Below are 22,543 nucleotides of genomic sequence, written 5' to 3'. Positions count from 1 at the left end.
TTTTAAATCATCTTTTTATACCAATCAGAATCTCAGGTTCAGGCCCACCGAATAAACTTTCAGCTGCGGATACTGCGCATGCCAGCCGTCTCCCGCCCGCTCAGGATCGAGGTCGGGGTATTTGGTGAATGTGAGGATGTTGTCGCCTGTGACGAACACTTTCAGGTGATTGATACCCACCTTTTTCGTAACCGACGCCGGGATGGTGTAGCCGATCTGCAAGTTTTTCAGGCGCAGGTACGACGCGTCTTTGAGAAAATACGTCGAGTTCTGGGCCGTTCCGCCTGTCATAGGCGCATATCCCCAGCCATAGATGGCCGGCACGTCGGAATTTGGGTTGGTGACCGGATCGTAGGCATTGAGGAACTTGGGATGCGGGGACGAGCCCTGCGAGAATGGGTCCTCGCCAAAGAAATAAGTCCTGACCTTCTGGCCCTGAACACCCTGGAAGAAAACTGCGAGATCGAAATTTTTCCATCGTACATTTCCTCCGAAAGAATAAATAAAGCCGGGATAAGCGCCTTTCACACGAATGCGGTCGTCGCCGTCGATCTTGCCATCGTTGTTCTGGTCTTTGAATTTAATATCACCCAGTTGCGGGTTACCAGGCGTAACCACCGCTTTGAGTTCTTCTTCGGACTTAAAGAGGCCTATGTATTCGTACAAATAATAGTCGCGGTAAGGCAAGCCTTCCTTGATAATGCGATCACTGTACGCCGGTGCGGGATATTTCACAACTTTGTTGCGGTTAGCCGATACCTGCGCATTAATACCATATTCCACCGAACCAAACTTGCCTTTGTGCCCGAGTTCAACCTCCATACCATAATTCCGCAGAGCACCGTAGTTGATGGTAGGGGCCGACATTCCGGCGCTGGCAGGGATAATGGCTCCCGCCAGGATTCCGGTCGTCGATTTGTTGTACCAGTCGATCGTACCGTAGATCAGGTCATTTTTAAGGTTAAAATCGAGTCCGATGTCTGCGGTTTTGGTTTCCTCCCATTTTAGTTCGCGGTTGCGATAGGCATTCTGCTGAACGCCCTGATTTAAAGCTTCGTTAAATGCGTAAGTTGTTGTTGCATAAGTCTCCTGCCACGGATATTCCCCGATATTGGCATTACCCAGTAATCCGTAAGAAGCCCTGAGTTTCAGATTGTCGATCCAGCTGGCTCCGTCACGGATAAACGCCTCTTCACTGATCCGCCAGGCGGCCGAAGCCGAAGGAAAAAAGCCCCATCGACTGTCTTTGTAAATCCGTGAGGTACCATCATACCTGAAATTGGCTTCGAGCAAATACTTCTGTGCGAATGCGTAAGTAGCGCGCCCGAAAAGCGACTGGAAGGCCCATTCGGTCAAACCGCCGGTGGTAGTTTGGTTCAAAGGCCCCATACCGTCGAGCTCATACATATTTTTCACAGGAAATACGCTGCGGGTACCGCCCAGCCAGCGGTATTTCTGCTCTTCCTGGCTGTAACCTACCATGAGCGAAATGTCCTGCCGGTCGGGGTTCCAGTTCCAGTTTACCGACGAGTAAAAGGTATTCAGCAGCGTCCGGTAATTGCCGTTGGTCACGCCTAACGCTTCTGGCCCAAACGGGGTGCCTTTCTGGTATACATTGGCCCCGCCGGCCGCGTATTCGCTTTCGGGAAGATAATAATAGGCATCGGCGCCATAATGATAAATATTGCGGAACTGCTCGGCAAACCGGGAAGCATATTTAGAACTCCATTTCAAACCCATTTTTTCCGTTTGCAGGAAATTCACGTCCAGCCAGCCTTGCACGTTGGCTTGCCAGTCTTCATAATCCCGGTAGGTTTCGTTTGCGATCCAGAAAGGGTTCCGGTTGTTCTGCGTTCCACCAACGCCGGTCGGCACCGCTTTGTCGGTATAACGGCCGCTGCCGTCGGGGAGATAAGGCTTCACGAGCGGCGCCTGGGTCATGGTCATGAGCACAAAACTCTGGTTTTCATAATAGGGAGAAACCGATTTGCCTTTCATGTAACTCACGTTGGTACCCACTGTAATGTACTTGTTGATCGTCGTCGATAGGTTGGCCAGCCCGTTGAAACGCTTGTAGTTATGACCCATCAGCACCCCTTTCTGGTCGATAATCCCGGCCGACATATTGTATTTAAATGCATCGGAACCGCCATTCACGCCGACATTGTGCTCCTGCATCGGGGCCGATTTCCAAACGGCATCCGCCCAGTTGTAATCCGGGAACATGTCCCTGTTGCGGTTGGGATCCTTGTACTTGTCGATCAGCGACTGCGGAAAAGGCACCGCGCTGACGGCATTACGGGCTACGGCCTTATTGAAAAGCTCCATATACTGCGCCGAGTTCCAAATCTGGTTGGGCACACCTGTGGGCGACTGCGTGCGAAGCGACATATTGTAGGTCAGCGCCGGTTTGCCCTTCTTTCCCTGTTTGGTGGTTACGAGTATTACGCCGTTCGCCGCCCGTGCCCCGTAAATGGATGCCGATGCGGCATCTTTCAGCACCGAAATGCTCTCGATATCCGACATAGGCAACACGTCCAGCGAACCGACCACGCCGTCCACCAGCACCAGCGGGCTCGTGTTGGTTCCCCAGGAACTCGCCCCGCGGAGTTGCAGCGAAACACTCTCGCGGCCGGGCATACCCGTGCCCTGGCTAATGCGCAAGCCCGTAACCTGTCCCTGCAATGCGGCAAGGCTGTTGCTTACCTGGCGGCTCTGCATATTGTCGACGTTGACAGTCGCAACTGACCCGGTGAGGTTTACTTTCTTTTGCGTTCCATAACCCACCACGACCACCTCTTCCAGTGCTTTTTCGTCTACCTTCATGGAAACGTCCAGGGCTGTACGTTCCGCGGAAACCAGTATTTCCTGCGAAATATAGCCCACCGATGAGAATACAACCGTCTGCGCGCCATCGGGTACCAGGAGGCTGTAACTGCCATCGGCATTCGTTACGGCACCGCGCTGGCTGCCTTTGATCACGATATTAATTCCAGGCAGACCTTCCCCTTTTTCGCCCGTCACCTTACCTACCAGCGACCTGTCTTCCACCACTGTGGCATACGTCGGCGCATCCGGGGTCAGGCCCGGGTCTGCGACATTGATTACTTCCGGTTGAGTGCGCAGTACGATGCGGTTGCTCACCTGCTTGTAGCTGATTTTGTTGGGTAGCAACAACTTGTCGAGCACGGCGGCAAGGGGTTCATTCTGCGCATTCAGGCTCACCGTGAATTTCAATGGCAGCATGCGCGAGTTGTAGGAGAACTTGATTTCAGCCGCTTTTTCCAGCTGCTGTAATGCGCTGCCCAGGGTAGCGCGGTTGAGATTCAGCGTAACTCTTTTTTCCAGCAGGTTCTGACCGGCCAGCGGTCCGGCCATTGCCAGCTGGGCTACGACAATCAAAAGGACGATTTGTTGTAACGACTTCATTAAGAGTTGACACAATAAGCGTTTGGCAGTCAAAGTTTTCTTCATAGATTTGACGGTTTATTGTTTCGATTCGAGAGAAAAATTGGGCAATAACACCCCACTCCCAGGGCGTAATGCAATCGGAGTTGTGGATTTCGGGAGCCGGGCTGCTGCAACCAGTCCGGTTCTTTTTGTATACAGGTTGGTTAGTTCATAGGCGAGCCATTAATTACAGCCGGTGGATTCTACAATCACGTGGTTTCCTTCCATGCGGAACTGCGTACCGGAGCTGATACTTTCGCAGACGATTTTCAGTTTCGACAAAAGTGGTTCGTCGGACAACGAGGTGGAAAGATAACAGTCACGCAGGACGTCGTGGGGATAGTCGATCGTGATGCCGTAGGCACTTTCCAGGGTCGAGAAAATCGTCCCCACGGGCGCATCGGAGAAGTCGAAATTCAGGTATTCGATAGCCCTTTTTGGAATATCTTTGTTTTCAGGCTTTTCAAAAAGGCTACTGGATTTTACGTAGCTCACCGACTGGTTGGGAAGCAAAACCACATTCTCGGCTGCTTTGCTATCTTTCGGTTGAATCTGACGGACATGTACTTCACCCGTTTTAACAAAGACCTCCACCTCGGGTTGATCGTCGGCCGCCTTAATGCGGAAGCTCGTACCTACCACTTCCGTCACGATATCGTTGGTATAGACCAGGAAAGGGCGCAGCCGGTTTTTGCTGACTTCAAAAAACGCCTCCCCCGACAAATGCACCTCACGTTTTTCTACTGCAAATGTCCGTGGATAGCTCAGCTTCCCGCCAGGTTGAAGAATAATCGTACTGCCGTCTTCCAGGTTCACCAGGCGAGGCACTTTGGAATCGTTGTAAATCCCGATATCCCTGCTTCCCGGTAAGGCAGCCGAGGACTTGCGTACAGCAATGTCCGTTTCACCGGGATTTTGACGTGAGGCATACCAACCCAAACCGAGCGCAAATACCACAATCGCAGCCGCCACACGCCACCAGTTCGCAAACCTTAGCGGCCACACGCGATGTTCTTCCTCATGGATCCGCCACCAGGTCTCTTCGAGCGCCTGATCGGTTTCTCCGGCCGTAGCCGCGGGAGCGTCGCTTCCGATCGCCAGGATCAGGTAACGCGCTTCCTGTACCAACCGTTGTTTATCGGTATTTGCTTCGAGCCATTGCGCCCAGCCGGCCTGATCACGCCCGGTGATCACCCAGTCCCGGAACAATGCGTCATCACAAAATTGCGTAACGGTAGTATAGCTTTCTCGCTGCATGAAGTAGTGGTTTTTCAGGCAGGAGAGGACAGTACCGCCGGGCGATACTCACCTATTTTTATTTTTTTGATAAAAAATTTAAAAATACACACATAACAGCAGCGCAAGGGTGTGCATTTCTCCTACCCAAACTTCCCGGATATGCTTGATTCCCCGGTGGAGCAGGTTGGAGGCGGATTGAGGATTGATCTGCATCAGCCGGGCGATCTCGTCGATATCGAGCTGCTGGTGGTAACGCAGATACAGCGCCTCGCGCTGGCGTGCGGGAAGCTGGTTGAGCAGGGTATTAAGCTGGCGCACCTGCCGGCGCGTCTCCTCGTCGGAGATCATTTCATCGAGCGGTGTAAACTGGAAAGAAAACTCGCTTTCACCAATATCGCGCGAATGCCTGAAAATGCGATCGCGTTCGAGGCGCCGCGCGATACGCCTGCGAACGCCTGCGAGCAGGTAAGCCCTCACCGAATCGGGGACAGCGAGGTTTCGGCGGTACAGCCAGATTTCCATGAACGTTTCCTGCACGCAATCCCCAGCCAGTCCGTGATGGTCGGTCAGTGACTTGCCGTAACCGAGCAATGAAGGGTAATATTTCCGGAAAAGGGTCGTATAAGCTGCCTGGTCGTCGTCCTTGATCAGGCACCAAAGTTGTGAATCCGGAAGCGTAGAGTCTGACATTTATCAGGCCGTGGGTTAGGACAATTATAGAATATTTGTGCATTTTACTCATTTTGCAAAGAATTCAAAAATGCCCTGAAATTTTATTGTACCTATATGCTTTGGCTACTTTCATATAACTTGCGGGCACACTAATCCTTTCTTTAAACAGCCATGAAAAAACAATTGAACCTCTTCCTGCTTTGTTTAATCCTGATTATCCCGGCCTTTGCCCAGCAACCGCTTCTATGGAAATTTTCGACCGCCGGAGGCATTCACGGGGCACCCGCCGTAACCGATAAAGTCGTTTATGTCGGTAGTAATGATATGAATTTATATGCCCTCGATAAGGCTACGGGCAGGCAGCTCTGGAAGTACGCCACAGCCGGGGCGATCAGGTCCACGCCGGCGGTAACCGCCAGCAAAGTACTGTTTAACAGCGCCGATGGCAACATTTATGCCGTGGACAAGAAAAAGGGCACGCTGTTATGGACGTTCAAAACAGGTGGCGAGCAGCACTACGACCTTTGGGATTATTACCTTTCGTCCCCGGTCGCAGTAGGTAATGCATTATACGCCGGGAGCGGCGACAGCTCGGTGTATGCGATCGATCTCGAGTCGGGAAAATTGCGCTGGCGATTCAAAACGGGGGGCGTCGTACATGCCTCACCGGTAGTGCGGAACGGAAAGGTTTTCATCGGCAGTTACGACGGATATTTTTATGTGCTCGACGCGCAGAATGGTAACCTGGCCTGGAAGTTCAAGACTTTAGGCGATCCTGGATTTCCAAAGGGTGAAGTTCAGCGGGCCGCGTATGTGGACGACGACCAGGTCATTTTCGGCAGCCGCGATTTTTATATTTATTGCTTGAATGCCCAAACCGGCGAACAGAAATGGAACATGAAAGAAAAAGGCAGCTGGGTGATCGCCACACCCATCGTTCATAAAGGGAACTTGTTCGTGGGCACTTCCGATACACACCAGTTTTACTCGATGAATGCCGAAACCGGGAAAATCAATTGGATAATGCCGCTCAATATGCGGGTGTACGGGACGGCAGTGGTCGTTGAAGACAAACTGGTATTCGGTTGCTTCAATGGCAGGGTTTATTTCGCCGACCCTGCAACCGGGAAGGTGATCAAAACCTTCCGGACAGACGAAAGCAAGAAAAACCACGCGCTTGTATACGACGACACCGACCATTTCCGCAAGGATTTCGATATGTATGGCGACAATTACATCCAGGCCGAAAAGCATATTCTCTCGCTGGGCTCGATCCTCTCGGGTCCCGTTGCCACCGGCGGAATGCTGTATTTTGGCGATGCTAACGGGTATTTTTATGCGCTGGATATACGGAAAGTGCTTAACGAGTGATAAACGACGCGGTAGAGACCACCGATCAGTCCGGTAACTCCACGAAAAAGGTGGTCCCGGTACCGCCCACAGATTCGAACCAGATCTTGCCGCCATGCGCTTCCACGATTTGCTTACAAATGGAAAGCCCGATCCCGAAGGACTGTTCGCCTGCCGTCCCCATCCTTCTGGCGTCATTGGTCGAAAGAAAGATATGTCCTTTGAGCTCATCCGGAATCCCGATACCGTAATCCTGGACGCTGAACACGGTCTGGTTCGAACTCTTCTTCAAATTCACATGAATGGCGCTTTCCTGAGGCGAAAACTTAACGGCATTGCTCAGCAGATTGGAAAACACCCGCCATATCTTTTCCCGGTCGACGGGCACCATCGCTTTCTCGTAATCGTAGTGGATCGTCTGCCTTTTTTCCTTTCCCTTATAACTCAGCATATCGATGCACGATTGCACAATTTCCGCCAGGTCTTCCTCGCTTTTGCTGATCTTCTTTTTATCCGGTCCCGATTGTAATATCTGTCCGATCAGCCCGAACGCCAATTGTCCCGACTGCTGGATCGCATTCACGAGCATTGCCTGTTCTTCGGACGGGGACTGGTCCCAGAAGAGCACATCGGCACCCGAGATCATGGCGGCAATGGGGTTCCGCAAATCGTGCGCGACGATCCGCAGCATTTTTTCCTTCTCCACTTCGGATTCCTCCAATGCATTGACGGTGTCCTGCAACGCGATATTACTTTGCGTGATCACCCCATTCAGCTTGGTCACCGCACGCAGGTTCGCAATCGTCTTCCGGGTATTTCGCCAAATCAGGTAAACAATGACGGCCATCGCAAAGGTAAGGAGCACCGAGAATTGAAGGATTAAATTTTCGCGTTCATCCTTTTGGGCCGCCAGTTCCATTTCATGCTCGCGCTGAACCTGTTGCAGCAAATGCCCGACGTTATTTTTGCTTTGGGCATTTCTTTTCAGCTTCCCGTTACGCTCGGCTTCCACGTTAGCCAGAAATAGTTTGCCAGCCTCTTTGAAATCGCCACGGCCATACAAAATAGAGGCCTGCATGGTGCGATACAAACTATTCGCGGCCGGGTTATTGGCGGCGCCGGGCAAGCGCCTCAGCGAATCCAGCTGGGCCTGCGCCTTATCATACTCCCTCGAATCGATGTAAATTTGTGCCAGTATCTGCCGCGACTCCCGCTCAACGTCGATCGACCAGTCGATTTTCGGATCGTGTTCGAGGCATTTTTTGATCAATCGTTCCGCGGTACGGTTATCGCCTTTCAATGCATAGGCTTCTGCCTTGTTTCTTAAAATGACGATCCGTGCAAACCGGATAAAGTTCTGCTCTTTCGGAAACCTTCCGGCATTCCGGGTGATAAACCGGTCGGCCTGGTTAAAATAACCGAGCGCCTTCACCGGTTCATTGATCAGCATATAGGCGATGCCGATATTTCGCATACTACCCTGTTTTTCAATGAATTCCAATTGAAAATTCTCAGGCTCCCTGCATTGCGCCAATTCCTTCAGTTCGTGCTGCCAGTATTCAATGGCCTGATAGTAATTCTCTTCCTTGAACGAAATATTGGCGATCCTGCTGCTGTACCGCGCGCATTCGCATATTTCTCCCTTTGACAGCAGAAATGCCTTGCCTTTGTAATAGTTGCGGTAAGCCTGATAATATTCCTTCTGTTTCAGCAAATCATCACCCTTTAACAGTAGAGCTCTAGAATAATCGATCGGGTTTTCCTCTCGTACGCGCGTGGACGCGAAGAGCCCGAGCAGGCTGTCGGAATAAGCGAGCGCGGCGGCGTCCATCGTGGAATCGCGATGGCTCAGGACCTTCATGAATTTGAAATAAAGAATACTGTCGTGGATGTTCTTTGCGGGCAGCCTGGCCATGAACGAATCGAGGCTGGCGATCGCTTTCCGGCTCCCGGTTACCCGCGAGGACCGGTCGAGGCTATCAATCCAGGCTTTCAACTGGACGTCATGACCGCTTTTCTCCGACTTCCGGCACCCCGCGAAGTTCGCGGCTAAAACGAGAAAAATCAGAATAATCCTACACCGTAAAGGGGGCAACAGCAGGCCAGATTGGTTGTTCATCGCTTTCAGATGGATTTCTCTTTACAATGATACCGGGAGATACAAAAGCATATGCGTTTTGTACAATTCACCCCTATTTTCCAGTAGGTTGATGAACAGATCAGGAGCGAAAAGTCAGCAAAAATCTACACAATTCGTACTGAAAAATTGTAGAAAGAATTCATTCAGGCCAGCAAATTAAGAGACCGGCTGCTATCCCTTTGCGGGGAGAACAGCCAGCCTTTTAATCATCGTCCTCCTCATCCTCTTCACCTTTCCCCAGCCGCACGAAAGCTCCGCGGCGCGGTGCAGGCATGACACTATTTTCGCCTCTGACGGTCTGCCAGACAATCTCACTGAAAACGAGGTCGTCGATGGCATCCGGTTTGGAAAGGTCGAACTGAACCGATTTTTGGGAATTTTTATTCGCGGCCACATTTCGTTGTTCCAAGTCCACATTAGCTGGCCTGGCAGTGAAAGGCGTCCCATCGGCCTTTGGGCTGAAACATCTCCACATAGGCGTTGCGGCGGCATCGTACTGGCTCATGGGTTTGAGGCCGAGAATCAGCTCCACGGTGCGAAGCATACCCGAAGTAGAATACATGGTGTGGTCTACAAATCCGCGCTTCACCATGCCGCCCGCCACAAATGCAATAGAACGGTGCGCATCGACGTGGTCCGGTCCGTTCTGCGCATCGTCTTCCAGAATAAATACCACCGACTCTTTCCAAACCTTGCTTTTGGAAAGATGATCTACAAAACGGCCGACGGCCAGGTCGTTGTCCGCGACAGCGGCATAGGGCGTAGGCTTACCCACGGCTGCGCCGGAAGTATGGTCGTTACCGAAGCGCAGTGTATTCAATTGGGGTAATGCATTACGGGCTACCAGACTATCGAAATCCTGTTCCCAGGCTTTTTCACGATCAATATCCTTATAACCGAGATCATATCCTTTGAAAGTCGGGCAGAACCTGCCTTTCAGAGTGGCGATATTGGGTTTCTCCTTGTCGGCAAACCATCCGTAGGTCCGGAAGCTTACGCCCGCCCGCAGGCAGTGGTCCCATATGAACCCGTCGCGCGGGTGTGCGATCTCCTTCTGACCTTCGAAGTCGTAGGTACCACCGCGGCCGCCATAGCTGGTGACCCAGTTTTTTTCTACATAATCGTTGGCATAAGCCGCAGAGGACCAGTTGTGTCCATCCGCACTTACTTCTGCATCAACATAAAAGTTATCCAGTAGCACGAACTCCTTCGCGATGGCATGCTTTAACTAATTATTAAGCTCCTCTATTCATCGATTCAGTGTCATTAGTCCGGTATAGCCGCTATGGAACGCATGCCAGTTTGGAAGAGTGTACCTGCGCTCCCAATCCATAAAACTGCTGAAAGCTCATGATCAGCGGCCGCCATTTATCAGGATCCACATGATCGGGATTCTCATCGGAAACAATCGAATCGTCTAAATGGACCCGGAGAATTTTTAATTCCAGCGTCACGCTACGGATGTTCCCGATACCCGTTTCGGCGGCAAACGGATGAATCGCGACGAACGCCGCTCCCAGGTGTACAGGACATTCCAAATCCCGCGGGGCCTTCACGATCGTGGAATGATCGGGGGGAATCCGGCCCTGCCGAAACCCGTTTCTTGCGGAACTAAAAAGTGATAAATTTGGGCATAAACGTTCTCTTACCGCTGAAATGACCATTCGTCCTTACCAGTCTTCCGATTATTCCGGGTGTATCCGGGCATTCGAAGGCAATCATCCTGAGTTTTTTGCAGATCATGAAAAGGCAGAGTTCCAAGATTTGCTCAATGGCTTGTCGGGCTCAGATAACGAGGATACGCCCTTCTATTACGTGGTAGAAATCGAGCGTCAAATCGCGGCGTGCGCAGGATTTTATTTTCCAGATAACCAGCCCGGCACGGCCGGACTTGTGTGGGGCATGGTAGCGCGGGAATTTCATCGCAAAGGTATCGGAAAGCAGCTGTTAATCTTTCGTTTAAACAAAATTCAGGAACTTTGCCCGGGTGCGTCCGTAATCCTCGATACCACACAACTGAGCTTCCCGTTTTTTGAAAAACTGGGATTCCGCATTACCCAGATCACCCGGGACTTTTATGCGCCGGGCCTCGACCGCTACGATATGATTCTGATACCATGACTGGTTCCAATACAAGTAAAACAATACTTCCAAATTATTTGCCATGACGCAAAACACCTCAATCCCCACATTATTCGACTGGGCCGGCGGAATGCCCGTCTTTGAAAAACTGACACATCTATTCTATCAAAAAGTCCTGAAAGACCCGCTTCTGGAACCGGTCTTCAAACATATGTCACCCGATCATCAGGTGCATGTGGCGCATTTCGTTGCCGAGGTGCTGGGTGGCCCGGAGTGGTATAGCACCTCGGAAGGCAGTCATTTCAAAATGATCCAAAAGCATTTGGCCAAACATCTTACCGAGCAGCACCGGCAACGCTGGGTTTGGTTGCTTCTGGAGACGGCCGATGAAATCAATCTTCCCGCTGATCCGGAGTTCCGTTCCGCATTCGTGGCCTACATCGAATGGGGTACACGGATCGCGGTTATCAACTCAAACAGTGACGACCTGCAAATGAACCCCGATGAACCAATGCCTAAATGGGGCTGGGGCGTGCCGGGAGGTCCGTATCTGGGATGAATCAGGACGCCCATCAATGTTGCACGAGGAGTAAATATGAATATCAAACTAAAAAATATAACTTTGTCAAAAAACGTAAACTTGACACCTCTTTACTGAAATGCCGGACAGCCCACGAGTTTCTGACCAGCAATTGCTGGAAGCTTTATGCTCAGGGCAGGAATGGGCCTTTACCGCTATTTACGACGCGTACTGGTACCCGATGTACAAAGCCGCATTTCACAAAATCGGACAGCGGCACATTGCGGAAGAGATTGTGCAGGACATTTTTACACGCCTCTGGAACGAGCGCGCGAACCTGCGGACCACCACGCTGAATTATTACCTTTTTTCGGCCGTGCGGTTCGAAGTAATCGACCACATCCGGAAGGCCGGGCCGAGAAGCCGGTACCTGGCCTATTATCAGGCATTCGCAAGCCAGCATGAGCATTATACCGAAGACGAAGTCGCTTACAACGAACTGCTCCGCAACATCGACGAAGGCCTCAAACCATTCCCCGCCAAAACCCGCGAAATGTTCAAACTGAGCCGGGTCGAGAACTGGACCGTTGCCCAGATCGCGGAATTCATGCACTTGTCCGAGAAGACGGTCGAGTACCATTTAGCCAAGGCTTCCAAGGTGGTCCGCGAGTACCTGAACGAAACCCTGCTCCTATTGCTTCTAAGCATTTTCTCCTGACTCCCATTTCCAAGGTGTTGGATTTTTAAAGGAAGTTTGACTCCAAATTCTCCACTTTACATAAATTTTCAAAGGTATTTTAAAAACATTCAGGGACTACCCCTGATCAATACGGTTTAGAGGTTGAATCAGGCAAACAAGCATCCTGAACCAGCCAACCCTGAACCTATGAGTTACGACGAAATTGAAAATCTGCTTTTGAAGTACCGCGAGGGCAAGTGCACTCCCGCGGAAAGAGAACGCATCCATGTCTGGTATGACCAAATGCAAAGCGGCACACCGCAAACCGAACTCTCGGATAGCGAAAAGTCGGTCCTGAAAGCCCGGATGTGGAGTGCCATCCAACACGAAAGAAAAGCATCCGGAAGGATCAGAACATTTTTGCCGCGCCTGTCGCCTGTCGTTGTGCGCATGTTGGCGTCGGTTGCGGCTGTATTCATCGTGTCGCTGTGGTTGTTCGAAGCAAACCGGGGAGACCAGATTTCAACCGCTAACAACACCACCCGGCCCATGCGCGTCACACTGGGCGATAGCAGTGAGGTAACCCTCGCGCCCGGGGCCCGGCTCTCCTATCCCCGGCAGTTTTCAACCTCGAGACGCGAAGTTCAGCTCAAAGGCGACGCGTTTTTTAGTATTACCAAAGACAGCCGCCGCCCGTTTTTCGTGTACAGCGGAAAGCTTGTGACCCGCGTGCTCGGAACCAGTTTCTGGGTAAAAAAGGGAAAAGAAGAGCGCCAAATGCAGGTTGAAGTGGTATCCGGGAAGGTCTCCGTATTCGAAAACGAGAGCATCGGCACCAAAGAACCGGCTTCTCAAACGAAGCACCCGTTGCACAAAGGAGTGATCCTGACCCCGAACCAGCGCGTGACTTACTTCGAGGAGAGCGGACATTTGATGACGGGGCTCGTGGACAAACCGGTACTGCTCGCCACCCACGCGGAGCTGCCCCCGGCGATTTTCAAGAACATGGTATTACCCAAAGTTATTCAGCGGCTGGAAGATGCTTACGGTGTGGATATCGTCGTATCGGGCCAGGCCGCGAATGAATGCACATTTACCGGTGACCTCACCAATATGTCGCTGTTTGACCAACTAGACCTGATTTGCCAGTCGAACGACGGCTCCTACCAGGTTCAGGGAACGCGCATTGTGGTTTCGGCTCCCGGCTGCAAGTGATTTTTGTTTCACCTAAATACCGTCGTATGCATTAAACCTGTCCCAAAGTCCAAAAAGAAACCGGCAGAAAGCTACCCTGCCGGTCCGTTGTCCCACTGCCGGAAATCCGCCAAGATGCGGCAGCAGGGTATTCATTAGTTATAAAAAACCTTTCTAAACTATGAAAAAAAACCGATACCGAAAAAACCGGGCATCGCTTTGCTTGCTCATGAGAATTTCTTTGGCCCAGCTTATCTTTTCAATCGTCTTTTCCAGCCTCACCTACGCCGCGCACGTGAGCAAGGCACAGGAGGTACTGGAACGGAACGTAACGCTCCATGCCGACAAAGTGGAACTGGCGACGGTACTCGACCAGCTGGAGCAGAAAGCGAACGTAAAATTTGTGTACAGCAATAAGGCCATCCGCGCCGGGCGCCCGGTCGCGATCCATGTCGTCAACCAGAAACTGGCGGCTGCATTGCAAACGTTGCTGGTACCTCTTCAGATTTCTTATCACGTCACTCCGTCGGGGCGTATCCTACTCAAAGCTAGCAAGGAACAGCAAACCCAAAGTGCCGGCCAACCCGCTGCACAAATGAGGGACATGCCCGCACAGGTGCTGAAAGGCAAGGTGAGCGACGAAAACGGCGGCGGCCTTCCGGGCGTGAGCGTGCGCCTGAAAGGCACTCAGCAGGGTACATTGACAGACGCTTCCGGTAACTTCGAATTCGAGGTCGGCAACCAGGAAGCCGTGCTGATATTCAGTTTTGTAGGCTATAAAACGCAGGAGATCGCGGCTGGCGACAGGGCGGTGATCAACGTATCGATGGTTCCGGACGACAAGTCACTGAACGAAGTAGTCGTAATCGGTTACGGAAGCTCGCGGAAGCAAGACGTGGTAGGTTCGGTGGATATTGTTTCTTCCAAAGACGCCGGTGCCACCACCGCTACCAACCCTTCGCAGCTGCTGATCGGAAAGTCGGCGGGTGTGCAGGTGCTGCAATCGAATGGCACGCCGGGCTCGGATGCCCAGATCCTCATCCGCGGTACCGGGTCTTTCACTGGTGTTGATCCTTTGTATGTGATCGACGGTATCCAGGGCAGCAAAACGATGTTCAATACCCTGGCAACCCAGGACATTGAGAACATCACTATCCTGAAAGATGCCTCATCCACAGCCATTTACGGCTCTGCCGCTGCCAACGGCGTAGTCATTATCACGACCAAAAGAGGCAAATCGGGTGCGCCGCGTATCAATTTCAATACACAATGGGGCGTTGCCAAAGCCTGGAAAACGCTGGATTTGCTCAATGCTTCGCAGTACATCGACCTCCTGAAAGATTTCGCGGCCACTACCAATTCCGCCCTGCCGCCGAAGTTCAGTACTTCGGAAGTGACCACCGATCGTACCGACTGGCAGAAAGAGATCTTCAGATCGGGGCTCGTATCCCAAAACGATCTGAATATCAGCGGTGGCAGCGAAAAAGTGGCTTACAATTTTTCATTGGGTTATATCAAACAGCATGCCATTGTCAGGAATTTCTCCAACAGCAGGCTGAATGCGCGTTTTGCATTGGACGAAACCCTGGGCCGTTTCCATTTGGGGCAAAACCTGAACATCCGCTACACAAAAGACGACGGCCAGGTGGCCAGTATTTCCGACGCGGTTTACTACGCGCCCTACAAGCCTATTTACGATCCCGCGATTCCGGGCGGCTATTCCAACACGACCAACGTCGACGATTTCAGCAATGGTAACAACCCGCTTGCCGCCATTAATCTGAACCACCCCGTTAATACCGGGTTTGTGTTCTTTCCCCAGGTTTTTGCCGAAGTAGATATCATTGCCGGCTTGCGATTCCGCACGCAGCTTTCGGCCGAGATCGGCGGTGGCAAGAACCGGAGCTATCAATACGGCTACACCGGGGGAAACAACCTGACTAACCCGCAACAGGCGACGCTGGGTTTCAACAACTATTCCTTTTACACGCTCGAAAACTATTTTTCCTATAATAAAGTAATCGGAAAACACAGTGTTTCGGCGACGCTCGGTAACAGCTACCTCGATCCGGGAAATTCGTCGGGCCTGAATGCGACCGGGACCAAAATCCCGAACGACGCCATTCAGAACATCAGCGTGGCGCAGTCACAGGCCGTTACGGGCTCCAATTATGGCTATGCACGCTCGTCGGTGATCTCCTACTTTGCACGTTTGGGTTATACTTTCGACGACAAGTACATTCTTACAGGTAGCTTCCGACGCGACGGTGCTTCGAACTTCGGTGCCAACAACCGCTTCGGAAATTTCTACGGATTGGGTCTTGCCTGGCGCTTTGTCGATGAAGCATTTATCAAAAACAATCTGAATTTCCTCAGCGATGGCAAGATACGGGTCGGATTAGGCAGAACGGGTAATAACACGATCCCTACCACTGGCGTGACCTCTGTGCTTACTTACAGCGGAAGCCCCAACGGTAATCTCGTATATTCACTGGGTACCAATGAAGGATTTAACCCCGGTACGACCATTAACACGCTGTCTAACCCGAACATCCGCTGGGAATCTACAGACCAGACCGATATCGGTCTCGACCTCGGCTTTCTCAACAACCGCCTGAGCGTCACCGTTGACTGGTACAACCGCAAAAGCTCCGGTCTGCTCGTGAGCGTGCCGGTTTCCGGAAGCACCGGGGCATCGGGCAGCGGTGGGCAACCCAGCAAGTATGCCAATGCAGCCAGTGCGCAGAATAAGGGCGTTGAGTTTTCAGTCGGCTACCGCGACCAGGCCCGTGGCGGGTTCCAGTACAATGTGAGCGCGAACCTGGCCTACAACAAAAACATCGTCAACTCGCTCGGAAGCGAGTTTGCTGCGCCTATCCAGGCAGGGGCATTCAGTAATCTCCCTACATTCACCTACACGGCTGCGGGTTCGGCGATCGGGTCGTTTTTTGGTTATGAAGTTTCTCACGTAGCCAAAGACCAGGCGGAAATCGACGCATTGAATGCCAAAGCGGCCGAGCAGGCCGGCGACGCCACTACCAAATATCAGGCGGGCCTGCTTCCCGGAGACTTTATTTTCAAAGACCTCGACGGCGATGGTAAGGTGACTTCCACCGACCAGAAAATCCTGGGTAACCCTATCCCGAAAATCGTGTACGGTTTCAATGCCGGTGTGAACTACAAAGGCTTCGATCTGAATGTGGTCGTCTCGGGGGTTTCCGGTTTGAAAATTGTGAATGCATTTAAGTTCGTAACCGAGAATGAATCGACGGGCCACAATGCTTCTACCGAAATCCTGAAAAGATGGCGCAAGCCCGGCGATGTGGCCGAGCTCCCGCGCGCGGGACAAAGCGCAACAGGCGACGGTAACCTGCGCCCGTCCGACTGGTGGCTCGAAAACGGCGCCTACCTGCGTCTGCGCAACGTAACGCTGGGCTATACCCTGCCCAAAGGCGTGATCGAAGGCATTGGCGGCGGCAAGGTATTCAAGAGCATCCGCGTGTACGCCGCAGCGCAAAACCTTCTGACTTTCACCAAATACAAAGGTTATGATCCCGAGGTAAGCACCCAGAACGGCGGCAGCTTCATCTTCTCGCGCGGCATCGACGACCGCCAGCAGTTGCCGCAGCCAAGAACATTGCTTTGCGGCTTGCAGCTTGGGTTTTAATGGTTAGAAGAAAACTTACTTGAAGTGAACATGAAAAAGATCATATATTTTCTGACAGGACTGATTGCCGCTTTCCAGCTGGCCGGCTGCGATGAATCCAAACTGGAACTGGAAAGTCAGAGCGCCTACGATTATAACACTTATTTTACCTCTTCCGAAGGATTGAACCAGGCCGTCGTCGCCACTTACGCGACATTGCTGCACAATGGCCTCTGGGCACGGGAGTACTACTTCATTTTCGATTTGCTCGGATATGAAGCCAAGAAAACGACCAACCTGCAAGGCGACATGGCCCAGCTTGCCGATTACTCGTTCGGCACGAGCCAGGCCCAGATCGGCCAGCTTTGGAACAGCCTGTATCGGCTGATCCTCCGGTCGAATGTGGTAATCGACCGGGCGGGTGTGTGGAACCCCACCGCTGCAGCCGACCAGCAGGCTGCCAAGCAATACATCGCCGAAGCGCGGTTCCTGCGGTCATACGCTTACTTCAACATTGTCAACTTGTGGGGTAAAGCGCCGCTGATCACCGCCTACGACAGCACCGTAGCCAACAACTACCCTTCCCGGTCATCGGCGGAGGCGATCTGGGCTACGATCGAAAACGACCTGAAACTGGCAGCGGCCGATTTGCCAGTGTCGTACGACGCGGCCACCGGCCTCGGCAGGGCGACCAAAGGTGCGGCCGTAGCATTGCTGGGCAAATCCTATTTGTATCAGAAAAAGTGGGTACAGGCCGAAACCACATTGGCGCAGCTGACGGCCGCTCCTTTCACCTACTCGCTCGATCCGTCATATGAGAACCTGTTCAGCTCGACGAACCAGAGCAGCCCCGAAAACATTTTCCAGATCATGAATGCCAAATGGACCGACTGGGGCATTGGTAATCAGTACTACGTCTTCGGCGGGCAGGAAACATGGGGCGGTAAAGCCACCCACTCCGACCGCGCGCAGGAATACGGTTTCAAGGACTGGTTCAATGTGTACGTGCCTACTACGACTGTTAAATCGTTCCAATATCCTCACCCGGCTACCGGCGCCCACTACGTGGACCCGCGTGCGAAATTCACTTTCTATGGCAGCAAGGAAAGCGGCGGCGACACCCAGTATTGCCAGAAATGTGCCGGCGGCCCGATCGACTTCCCGTTCAAGGCGGACGATCCTCAGGGATATTATGTTTGGAAAAAATACCAGTATTATAATGAAGTAGCCTCCTACGGCGGGCCGCAAAGCTCCATCAACGGGCAGGTGATCCGTTTTGCCGATGTACTGCTAATGCTCGCGGAAGCGCAAATTCAGCAAGGCAAAGCCGGTGCCGATCCGCTGGCGCTGATCAACCAGGTTCGCAAGCGCTCGGGTGCCGTCGCGTACACGTCCCTGGGCGCTCAGGCCGACGCGATGAAGCTCATTATGCGCGAACGCCAGGTAGAACTCTGCGGCGAACAAAGCCGGTATTTCGACCTCATCCGCTGGGGAATTGCTAAGCAGACGATCAACGCGCAACGTGCCGCCGAGCCGGGTGACGGCAAGCAGCCTTTCCAGGACAAAAATGTCCTTCTGCCGATCCCCGACGTAGAGAAGAACTACAATCCCAACGTGGCCAAAGACATAGCTAACGGCTGGAACTAGTCGGCACATAATCCTGAAAAACCACAGTGTAAAAGAGCTCAGCTTTCCGAACACTGTGGTTTTTTATTGCCTTCTCATTCGAAGGCGAGCCCGGAAAGTTGGTGCCCGGCGGGATTTGTCAAAGGATCGACAGCTCCGAACTGTCGTAAATGATGGTCCGAATGCTTGTAGGCAAATATCCCAATTTCCTCCCGCGTCATTCTGCCGAAAAAATCATGAATAAAACCCGGATTGGAAAAGTGCTCATAGGCGGCAATACACCGGATCCAGGCTTTCTTTTGCAGTTCCAGGTCGCCATCCAGCTCTTTGACGATAAAGGGCCGGCTGCTCGGCGCGTTCTTCTGAATGGGGCGGTCGTCCTTTACGAACGTTTTCAGGGCCATCCTGCCAAAAATCCACCCGATTAATTGCTGTTTATATTTCGGTTGGTGGACGCCCAATACCCACTCGTCCCAGATGGTACAATGCTTCGTCATTTGGTACACATTCATTTTACCCCACTGCGCCGCATTGTTTTTCTCGAGTGACTGTATCCTTCTGATCAATTCATCCCGGGTGGCCGCATCAAAGATCGTTTTCATCGTTTGTTTCGTTTTGTGATGATGCAAAACTAGCACGGGCCGAAAAGCTGACCGGCGTGTAAAAATGACAATCAAAGGTGTATTTTGTGCCATCTTTGTCATAGCTTTGAATAAACCTGCTGACCTATGCGTACAAGACACATTTCTGTAATGGTGTATGAAGATGTGCTTTTGACGGCACTGTCGAGCACCGTCGCATTGCTGACCGGCGCAAAGGATGCGGTCGTCAGAAACGGCGGAACGGCCCCTTTTGAAATAGACCTTGTGGGCGTGCATCTTCACGATGTGCAGCTCAGCTTCCCCGTGCAATTTCATTGCGGGAAAACGCTGGCCGATGATTTTGAAACGGACGTGATCGTTGTACCACCGATGAATGCCGAGGGCGCCGATATGGATCAACTGTTGCTAAAATACAGCAAGCTCACCGGCTGGCTGGCGGAGAAATATCATCGCAAGGCGCAGATCATCAGCCTCTGTACAGGCGCCTATTTTGTTGCGGAATGCGGCTTGCTGAACGGCATGCCGGCCACGTCCCATTGGGGCGCGATGGACGACATGCGGAAAAGGTATCCCCTCGTCAATTTCAGGCCCGAACGGATCGTTACCCAGTCGGAGGCCATTATTACGGGCGGCGGCGGCTTCTCGGCACTGAACGCCATCCTGTATTTCATCGAAAAGACTTGCGGAAAAGAGACCGCCATTACGTTGAGCAAGTACTATGCCCTCGACTACGGCCGCACGTCGCAAAGCATTTTCACGATATTCTCCGGCCACCGCGGGCACAGCGACCAAGACATTCACCGGGCACAAACCTACATCGAAAACGAGTTCAAGACCGACATTTCGGTCGAACAGATTGCCTGCAAAGTGAATATGAGCAAGCGGAATTTCATCCGCCGTTTCAAAAGCGCTACCACCCTGAACCCGATCGAATACATCCAGCGAATCAAGATCGAAGCCGCCAAGAAATCCCTCGAAGCCGGCGAATCGAACATTGCCTATGTTACCTACGACGTCGGGTATAACGATCTCAAAACTTTCAGGACCATTTTCAAACGGATCACCGGCCTCACGCCTATCGAGTACCGGAACCGGTACAATACGGAAACGCTGTTGCGTTAGGGTTTTTAAAATTAATTCACCCTACCATTTGCATCGTACGATTTTAATCGTACCTTTGGTATGTACTTAATTTTCATAGCCATGAGTTCCGAAAAAGCCGAACCCACAAAAGCTGAGCTCGATATCCTGACCATTCTCTGGAAGAACGGGCCTTCCACCGTGCGCTTTGTGCACGACCAGCTGAATACGTTCAAGGAGGTGAACTACACCACCACCCTCAAACAAATGCAGTTGATGGCCGAAAAAGGCATGCTCTCGCGCGATGAGCGCAGTATGAAACATGTTTACGAGGCGGTCGAAGAAGAGCAAAAAACGAAAGGCCTCCTACTCGACCGCTTCGTCGACCATTTATACGGCGGCTCGGCCAGCAACCTGGTGATGCAGTTGCTGGATAACAAAAAAGCTTCCAAAGCAGAGCTGGACGAGATTCGGGCGGTTTTGGACCAATTGGAAAAAGGGAATTCCTAAATCAAATCAGCCATGAAAAATCTGCTCACTTCCGAAACCACCTACGCCCTGATCCGGCAGATCGGGGTGGCGTTGGGCCATTCACTCTGGATTGGTGCTGCTGCGGCGTTGCTGGCAGCGGCCGTGGTCGTTTGTACCCGCCGCAGCCGGCCGGAGATTCGCTATAACCTACTGACCGGCTTGCTTTTGCTCTTCATCGTGGGTACCGCAGCTGCATTTGTGCTGTCGGATTCCGCTGTTTCCGCGGAAACGCAGGCCCCTGACACTCATGCAACCTATATGGTTCATAATGGGCCATTTTCGATCCAGGAAATATCGCATTCACAAAGCATAGTCAGCATTGCCACAGGCTTTCTCGCGCAAAACATTTACACGATCACGTGGCTCTGGGTTTTCATTGTACTGGTCAAAATTTCTGGGCTTGCGCTGGGGCTTTACCGTTTGCATCAGCTCAAAACGCAGCAGGTTTACAGCATAGGCAGCTACTGGGAGCAACGCGTGAGTGAGTTTGCCCGAACCATGGGCATTGCGCAGCATGTGAGGATATTTCAGTCCGGCCTGGTGAGAGTTCCGACGGTACTGGGGCATTTCAAACCCGTGATACTCGTACCGCTGGGCGTGATCACGTCCATTCCCGCGGATCAGATCGAAATGGTGCTGCTCCATGAGCTCGCACATATTCGCCGCCTCGACTTTTTCGTTAATTTCCTGCAACGGATCATCGAGCTCCTTTTCTTCTTCAATCCCGGCATTCTCTGGATTTCCAGGCTCATTCGCGAGGAGCGCGAAAATTGCTGCGACGACATGGCCCTGAGGCATTCCGGAAACCAGGCGGTTTATATCCACGCCCTGCTGTCATTCCGTGAATACCAACTGAACGAAGACGTATACCAACTAGCGTTCTCAGGAAAAGGCGGATTGGTACAGCGCGCCAAACGCATTGCCTCACGCACTAACTCGACATTGGGAGCAGCGGAAAAAACCGTGTTGCTGGTCGCAATGCTGGCATTTTTCGCGCTTTCTGTCCTCTTTGCACAGTCCGACGGCCTGCAAACGAGTCCCAAAAAAAGCAATGCAAAGCCCGTTCAACGAGCCGATAATGCAAAAAAACCTGCGCCCAGCCAAGGGAACCAAATTTACCGACAGCCAGGCAACGCCAAACAAGATAATACTGACAATCAACCCATTAACAAATCAAACACACAACAGAAACAGGCCATACAGAACCCAGAGGGAGTTGCAAACCACCCCAATCTGACGCGACCGGACACGCTTCAACCTTTGCAAAAGACAACAGGCCCGCTTAACCGGCTGTCTGCGCCGCTGGATATCGACTCTTCCGCCAATGTGCGCCTGGCGCCTGTGCAATGGCAGCCTTACACGCAAACGTATAAAGCGCAGCCCTTGCAGACGTACCGGACCGAATACCGGCCCAATCCAGTCCGCATCAAGCGCCAGGCGATCAACGACAAGATCATGGACGCTATCGAGCGGCAGGGCATCGAAATTTCCCGTAACAATATCGATTTCAGGATCACCAATCATGAGCTGGTCGTGAACGGCGTAAAACAGCCGGAATCGGTTCTCAAAAGCGTACTGGATGCGGTGCTTCCGAAACCTGACGATGTGATCGACTTCACCTACGGGAGCCACCATTAATCCGGATCCGTACACGCGTATTCCAAAAACTTACTTTGGGTAAGACGGGCAAACTATGCCTGTCAGTCACGAAACACAACCTTAACATCACATT

16 protein-coding genes and 1 pseudogene are annotated in these 22,543 nt (G+C 52.1%); 10 read left to right on the top strand and 7 right to left on the bottom strand.

Annotation, left to right across the window (positions count from 1 at the left end; translation table 11 throughout):
- Window positions 1-24 precede the first annotated feature (24 nt).
- The 3 genes from ACQ4MZ_RS18100 to ACQ4MZ_RS18090 all read right to left on the bottom strand — a co-directional run bounded on the left by ACQ4MZ_RS18100 (window position 25) and on the right by ACQ4MZ_RS18090 (window position 5,379).
- The gene (locus tag ACQ4MZ_RS18100; RefSeq protein ID WP_430846993.1) at window positions 25-3,429 is read right to left on the bottom strand and encodes a TonB-dependent receptor; all 3,405 of its coding nucleotides are present in this window, start codon (window positions 3,427-3,429) and stop codon (window positions 25-27) included.
- A gap of 204 nt (window positions 3,430-3,633) precedes the next feature.
- Window positions 3,634-4,707, bottom strand: a complete 1,074-nt coding sequence (locus ACQ4MZ_RS18095) for a FecR family protein (protein ID WP_430846991.1) — start codon at window positions 4,705-4,707, stop codon at window positions 3,634-3,636.
- 78 nt (window positions 4,708-4,785) lie between these two features.
- A complete protein-coding gene (locus tag ACQ4MZ_RS18090) occupies window positions 4,786-5,379 on the bottom strand; it encodes an RNA polymerase sigma factor (protein ID WP_430846989.1) in 594 nt (197 codons plus the stop codon).
- A 153-nt stretch (window positions 5,380-5,532) separates the two neighbouring features.
- Here ACQ4MZ_RS18090 and ACQ4MZ_RS18085 point away from each other — a divergent pair, with 153 nt between their 5' ends.
- A complete protein-coding gene (locus tag ACQ4MZ_RS18085) occupies window positions 5,533-6,732 on the top strand; it encodes a PQQ-binding-like beta-propeller repeat protein (RefSeq protein WP_430846987.1) in 1,200 nt (399 codons plus the stop codon).
- A gap of 25 nt (window positions 6,733-6,757) precedes the next feature.
- Here the strand turns inward: ACQ4MZ_RS18085 and ACQ4MZ_RS18080 are convergent, their stop codons facing one another.
- The 3 genes and pseudogenes from ACQ4MZ_RS18080 to ACQ4MZ_RS18070 all read right to left on the bottom strand — a co-directional run bounded on the left by ACQ4MZ_RS18080 (window position 6,758) and on the right by ACQ4MZ_RS18070 (window position 10,407).
- Window positions 6,758-8,830 carry a tetratricopeptide repeat-containing sensor histidine kinase gene (locus ACQ4MZ_RS18080; RefSeq protein ID WP_430846985.1) on the bottom strand — a complete coding sequence of 691 codons (2,073 nt, stop codon included), beginning with the start codon at window positions 8,828-8,830 and terminating at the stop codon, window positions 6,758-6,760.
- 223 nt (window positions 8,831-9,053) lie between these two features.
- A pseudogene (locus ACQ4MZ_RS18075) lies at window positions 9,054-10,076 on the bottom strand (alkaline phosphatase family protein); the annotation flags it as partial.
- Between the two features lie 58 nt (window positions 10,077-10,134).
- Window positions 10,135-10,407 carry a hypothetical protein gene (locus tag ACQ4MZ_RS18070; RefSeq protein WP_430846983.1) on the bottom strand — a complete coding sequence of 91 codons (273 nt, stop codon included), beginning with the start codon at window positions 10,405-10,407 and terminating at the stop codon, window positions 10,135-10,137.
- A 100-nt stretch (window positions 10,408-10,507) separates the two neighbouring features.
- Between ACQ4MZ_RS18070 and ACQ4MZ_RS18065 the strand changes: the two genes are divergently transcribed.
- From ACQ4MZ_RS18065 to ACQ4MZ_RS18040, 6 genes are all read left to right on the top strand, one after another.
- Complete coding sequence (locus tag ACQ4MZ_RS18065; RefSeq protein ID WP_430846981.1) at window positions 10,508-10,972, top strand: GNAT family N-acetyltransferase; 465 nt, start codon at window positions 10,508-10,510, stop codon at window positions 10,970-10,972.
- Between the two features lie 43 nt (window positions 10,973-11,015).
- A complete protein-coding gene (locus ACQ4MZ_RS18060) occupies window positions 11,016-11,492 on the top strand; it encodes a group II truncated hemoglobin (protein ID WP_430846979.1) in 477 nt (158 codons plus the stop codon).
- Window positions 11,493-11,592: 100 nt separating this feature from the next.
- Complete coding sequence (locus ACQ4MZ_RS18055; RefSeq protein WP_430846977.1) at window positions 11,593-12,171, top strand: RNA polymerase sigma factor; 579 nt, start codon at window positions 11,593-11,595, stop codon at window positions 12,169-12,171.
- Between the two features lie 168 nt (window positions 12,172-12,339).
- Window positions 12,340-13,347, top strand: coding sequence for a FecR family protein (locus ACQ4MZ_RS18050; RefSeq protein ID WP_430846975.1), 1,008 nt, complete (start codon window positions 12,340-12,342; stop codon window positions 13,345-13,347).
- Between the two features lie 160 nt (window positions 13,348-13,507).
- A complete protein-coding gene (locus ACQ4MZ_RS18045; RefSeq protein ID WP_430846973.1) occupies window positions 13,508-16,993 on the top strand; it encodes a SusC/RagA family TonB-linked outer membrane protein in 3,486 nt (1,161 codons plus the stop codon).
- Window positions 16,994-17,023: 30 nt separating this feature from the next.
- A complete protein-coding gene (locus ACQ4MZ_RS18040) occupies window positions 17,024-18,619 on the top strand; it encodes a RagB/SusD family nutrient uptake outer membrane protein (protein WP_430846971.1) in 1,596 nt (531 codons plus the stop codon).
- Window positions 18,620-18,693: 74 nt separating this feature from the next.
- On the opposite strand, the gene ACQ4MZ_RS18035 is transcribed toward ACQ4MZ_RS18040, so the two are convergent.
- Window positions 18,694-19,200, bottom strand: coding sequence for a DUF1569 domain-containing protein (locus tag ACQ4MZ_RS18035; RefSeq protein ID WP_430846969.1), 507 nt, complete (start codon window positions 19,198-19,200; stop codon window positions 18,694-18,696).
- A 126-nt stretch (window positions 19,201-19,326) separates the two neighbouring features.
- Between ACQ4MZ_RS18035 and ACQ4MZ_RS18030 the strand changes: the two genes are divergently transcribed.
- The 3 genes from ACQ4MZ_RS18030 to ACQ4MZ_RS18020 all read left to right on the top strand — a co-directional run bounded on the left by ACQ4MZ_RS18030 (window position 19,327) and on the right by ACQ4MZ_RS18020 (window position 22,449).
- A complete protein-coding gene (locus ACQ4MZ_RS18030; RefSeq protein ID WP_430846967.1) occupies window positions 19,327-20,322 on the top strand; it encodes a GlxA family transcriptional regulator in 996 nt (331 codons plus the stop codon).
- An 81-nt stretch (window positions 20,323-20,403) separates the two neighbouring features.
- Window positions 20,404-20,790 carry a BlaI/MecI/CopY family transcriptional regulator gene (locus tag ACQ4MZ_RS18025; protein WP_106593925.1) on the top strand — a complete coding sequence of 129 codons (387 nt, stop codon included), beginning with the start codon at window positions 20,404-20,406 and terminating at the stop codon, window positions 20,788-20,790.
- A gap of 12 nt (window positions 20,791-20,802) precedes the next feature.
- Entirely contained in the window at window positions 20,803-22,449 is a 1,647-nt protein-coding gene (locus tag ACQ4MZ_RS18020) for a M56 family metallopeptidase (protein WP_430846965.1), read from the top strand.
- The last annotated feature ends 94 nt before the right edge of the window (window positions 22,450-22,543 follow it).

Source organism: Dyadobacter sp. BHUBP1 (genome assembly GCF_050587785.1).
Lineage (GTDB): Bacteria > Bacteroidota > Bacteroidia > Cytophagales > Spirosomataceae > Dyadobacter.
This window is presented reverse-complemented; position numbering and strand designations above follow the sequence as displayed.

What these genes read in the sequence shown, in the direction of transcription:
- ACQ4MZ_RS18065 (WP_430846981.1), top strand. Translation starts at nt 10,508, where the DNA reads ATGACCATTCGTCCTTACCAGTCTTCCGATTATTCCGGGTGTATCCGG.
- ACQ4MZ_RS18025 (WP_106593925.1), top strand. Translation starts at nt 20,404, where the DNA reads ATGAGTTCCGAAAAAGCCGAACCCACAAAAGCTGAGCTCGATATCCTG.
- ACQ4MZ_RS18035 (WP_430846969.1), bottom strand. Translation starts at nt 19,200, where the DNA reads ATGAAAACGATCTTTGATGCGGCCACCCGGGATGAATTGATCAGAAGG.
- ACQ4MZ_RS18040 (WP_430846971.1), top strand. Translation starts at nt 17,024, where the DNA reads ATGAAAAAGATCATATATTTTCTGACAGGACTGATTGCCGCTTTCCAG.
- ACQ4MZ_RS18020 (WP_430846965.1), top strand. Translation starts at nt 20,803, where the DNA reads ATGAAAAATCTGCTCACTTCCGAAACCACCTACGCCCTGATCCGGCAG.
- ACQ4MZ_RS18060 (WP_430846979.1), top strand. Translation starts at nt 11,016, where the DNA reads ATGACGCAAAACACCTCAATCCCCACATTATTCGACTGGGCCGGCGGA.
- ACQ4MZ_RS18100 (WP_430846993.1), bottom strand. Translation starts at nt 3,429, where the DNA reads ATGAAGTCGTTACAACAAATCGTCCTTTTGATTGTCGTAGCCCAGCTG.
- ACQ4MZ_RS18045 (WP_430846973.1), top strand. Translation starts at nt 13,508, where the DNA reads ATGAAAAAAAACCGATACCGAAAAAACCGGGCATCGCTTTGCTTGCTC.
- ACQ4MZ_RS18085 (WP_430846987.1), top strand. Translation starts at nt 5,533, where the DNA reads ATGAAAAAACAATTGAACCTCTTCCTGCTTTGTTTAATCCTGATTATC.
- ACQ4MZ_RS18090 (WP_430846989.1), bottom strand. Translation starts at nt 5,379, where the DNA reads ATGTCAGACTCTACGCTTCCGGATTCACAACTTTGGTGCCTGATCAAG.
- ACQ4MZ_RS18030 (WP_430846967.1), top strand. Translation starts at nt 19,327, where the DNA reads ATGCGTACAAGACACATTTCTGTAATGGTGTATGAAGATGTGCTTTTG.
- ACQ4MZ_RS18055 (WP_430846977.1), top strand. Translation starts at nt 11,593, where the DNA reads ATGCCGGACAGCCCACGAGTTTCTGACCAGCAATTGCTGGAAGCTTTA.
- ACQ4MZ_RS18050 (WP_430846975.1), top strand. Translation starts at nt 12,340, where the DNA reads ATGAGTTACGACGAAATTGAAAATCTGCTTTTGAAGTACCGCGAGGGC.
- ACQ4MZ_RS18080 (WP_430846985.1), bottom strand. Translation starts at nt 8,830, where the DNA reads ATGAACAACCAATCTGGCCTGCTGTTGCCCCCTTTACGGTGTAGGATT.
- ACQ4MZ_RS18095 (WP_430846991.1), bottom strand. Translation starts at nt 4,707, where the DNA reads ATGCAGCGAGAAAGCTATACTACCGTTACGCAATTTTGTGATGACGCA.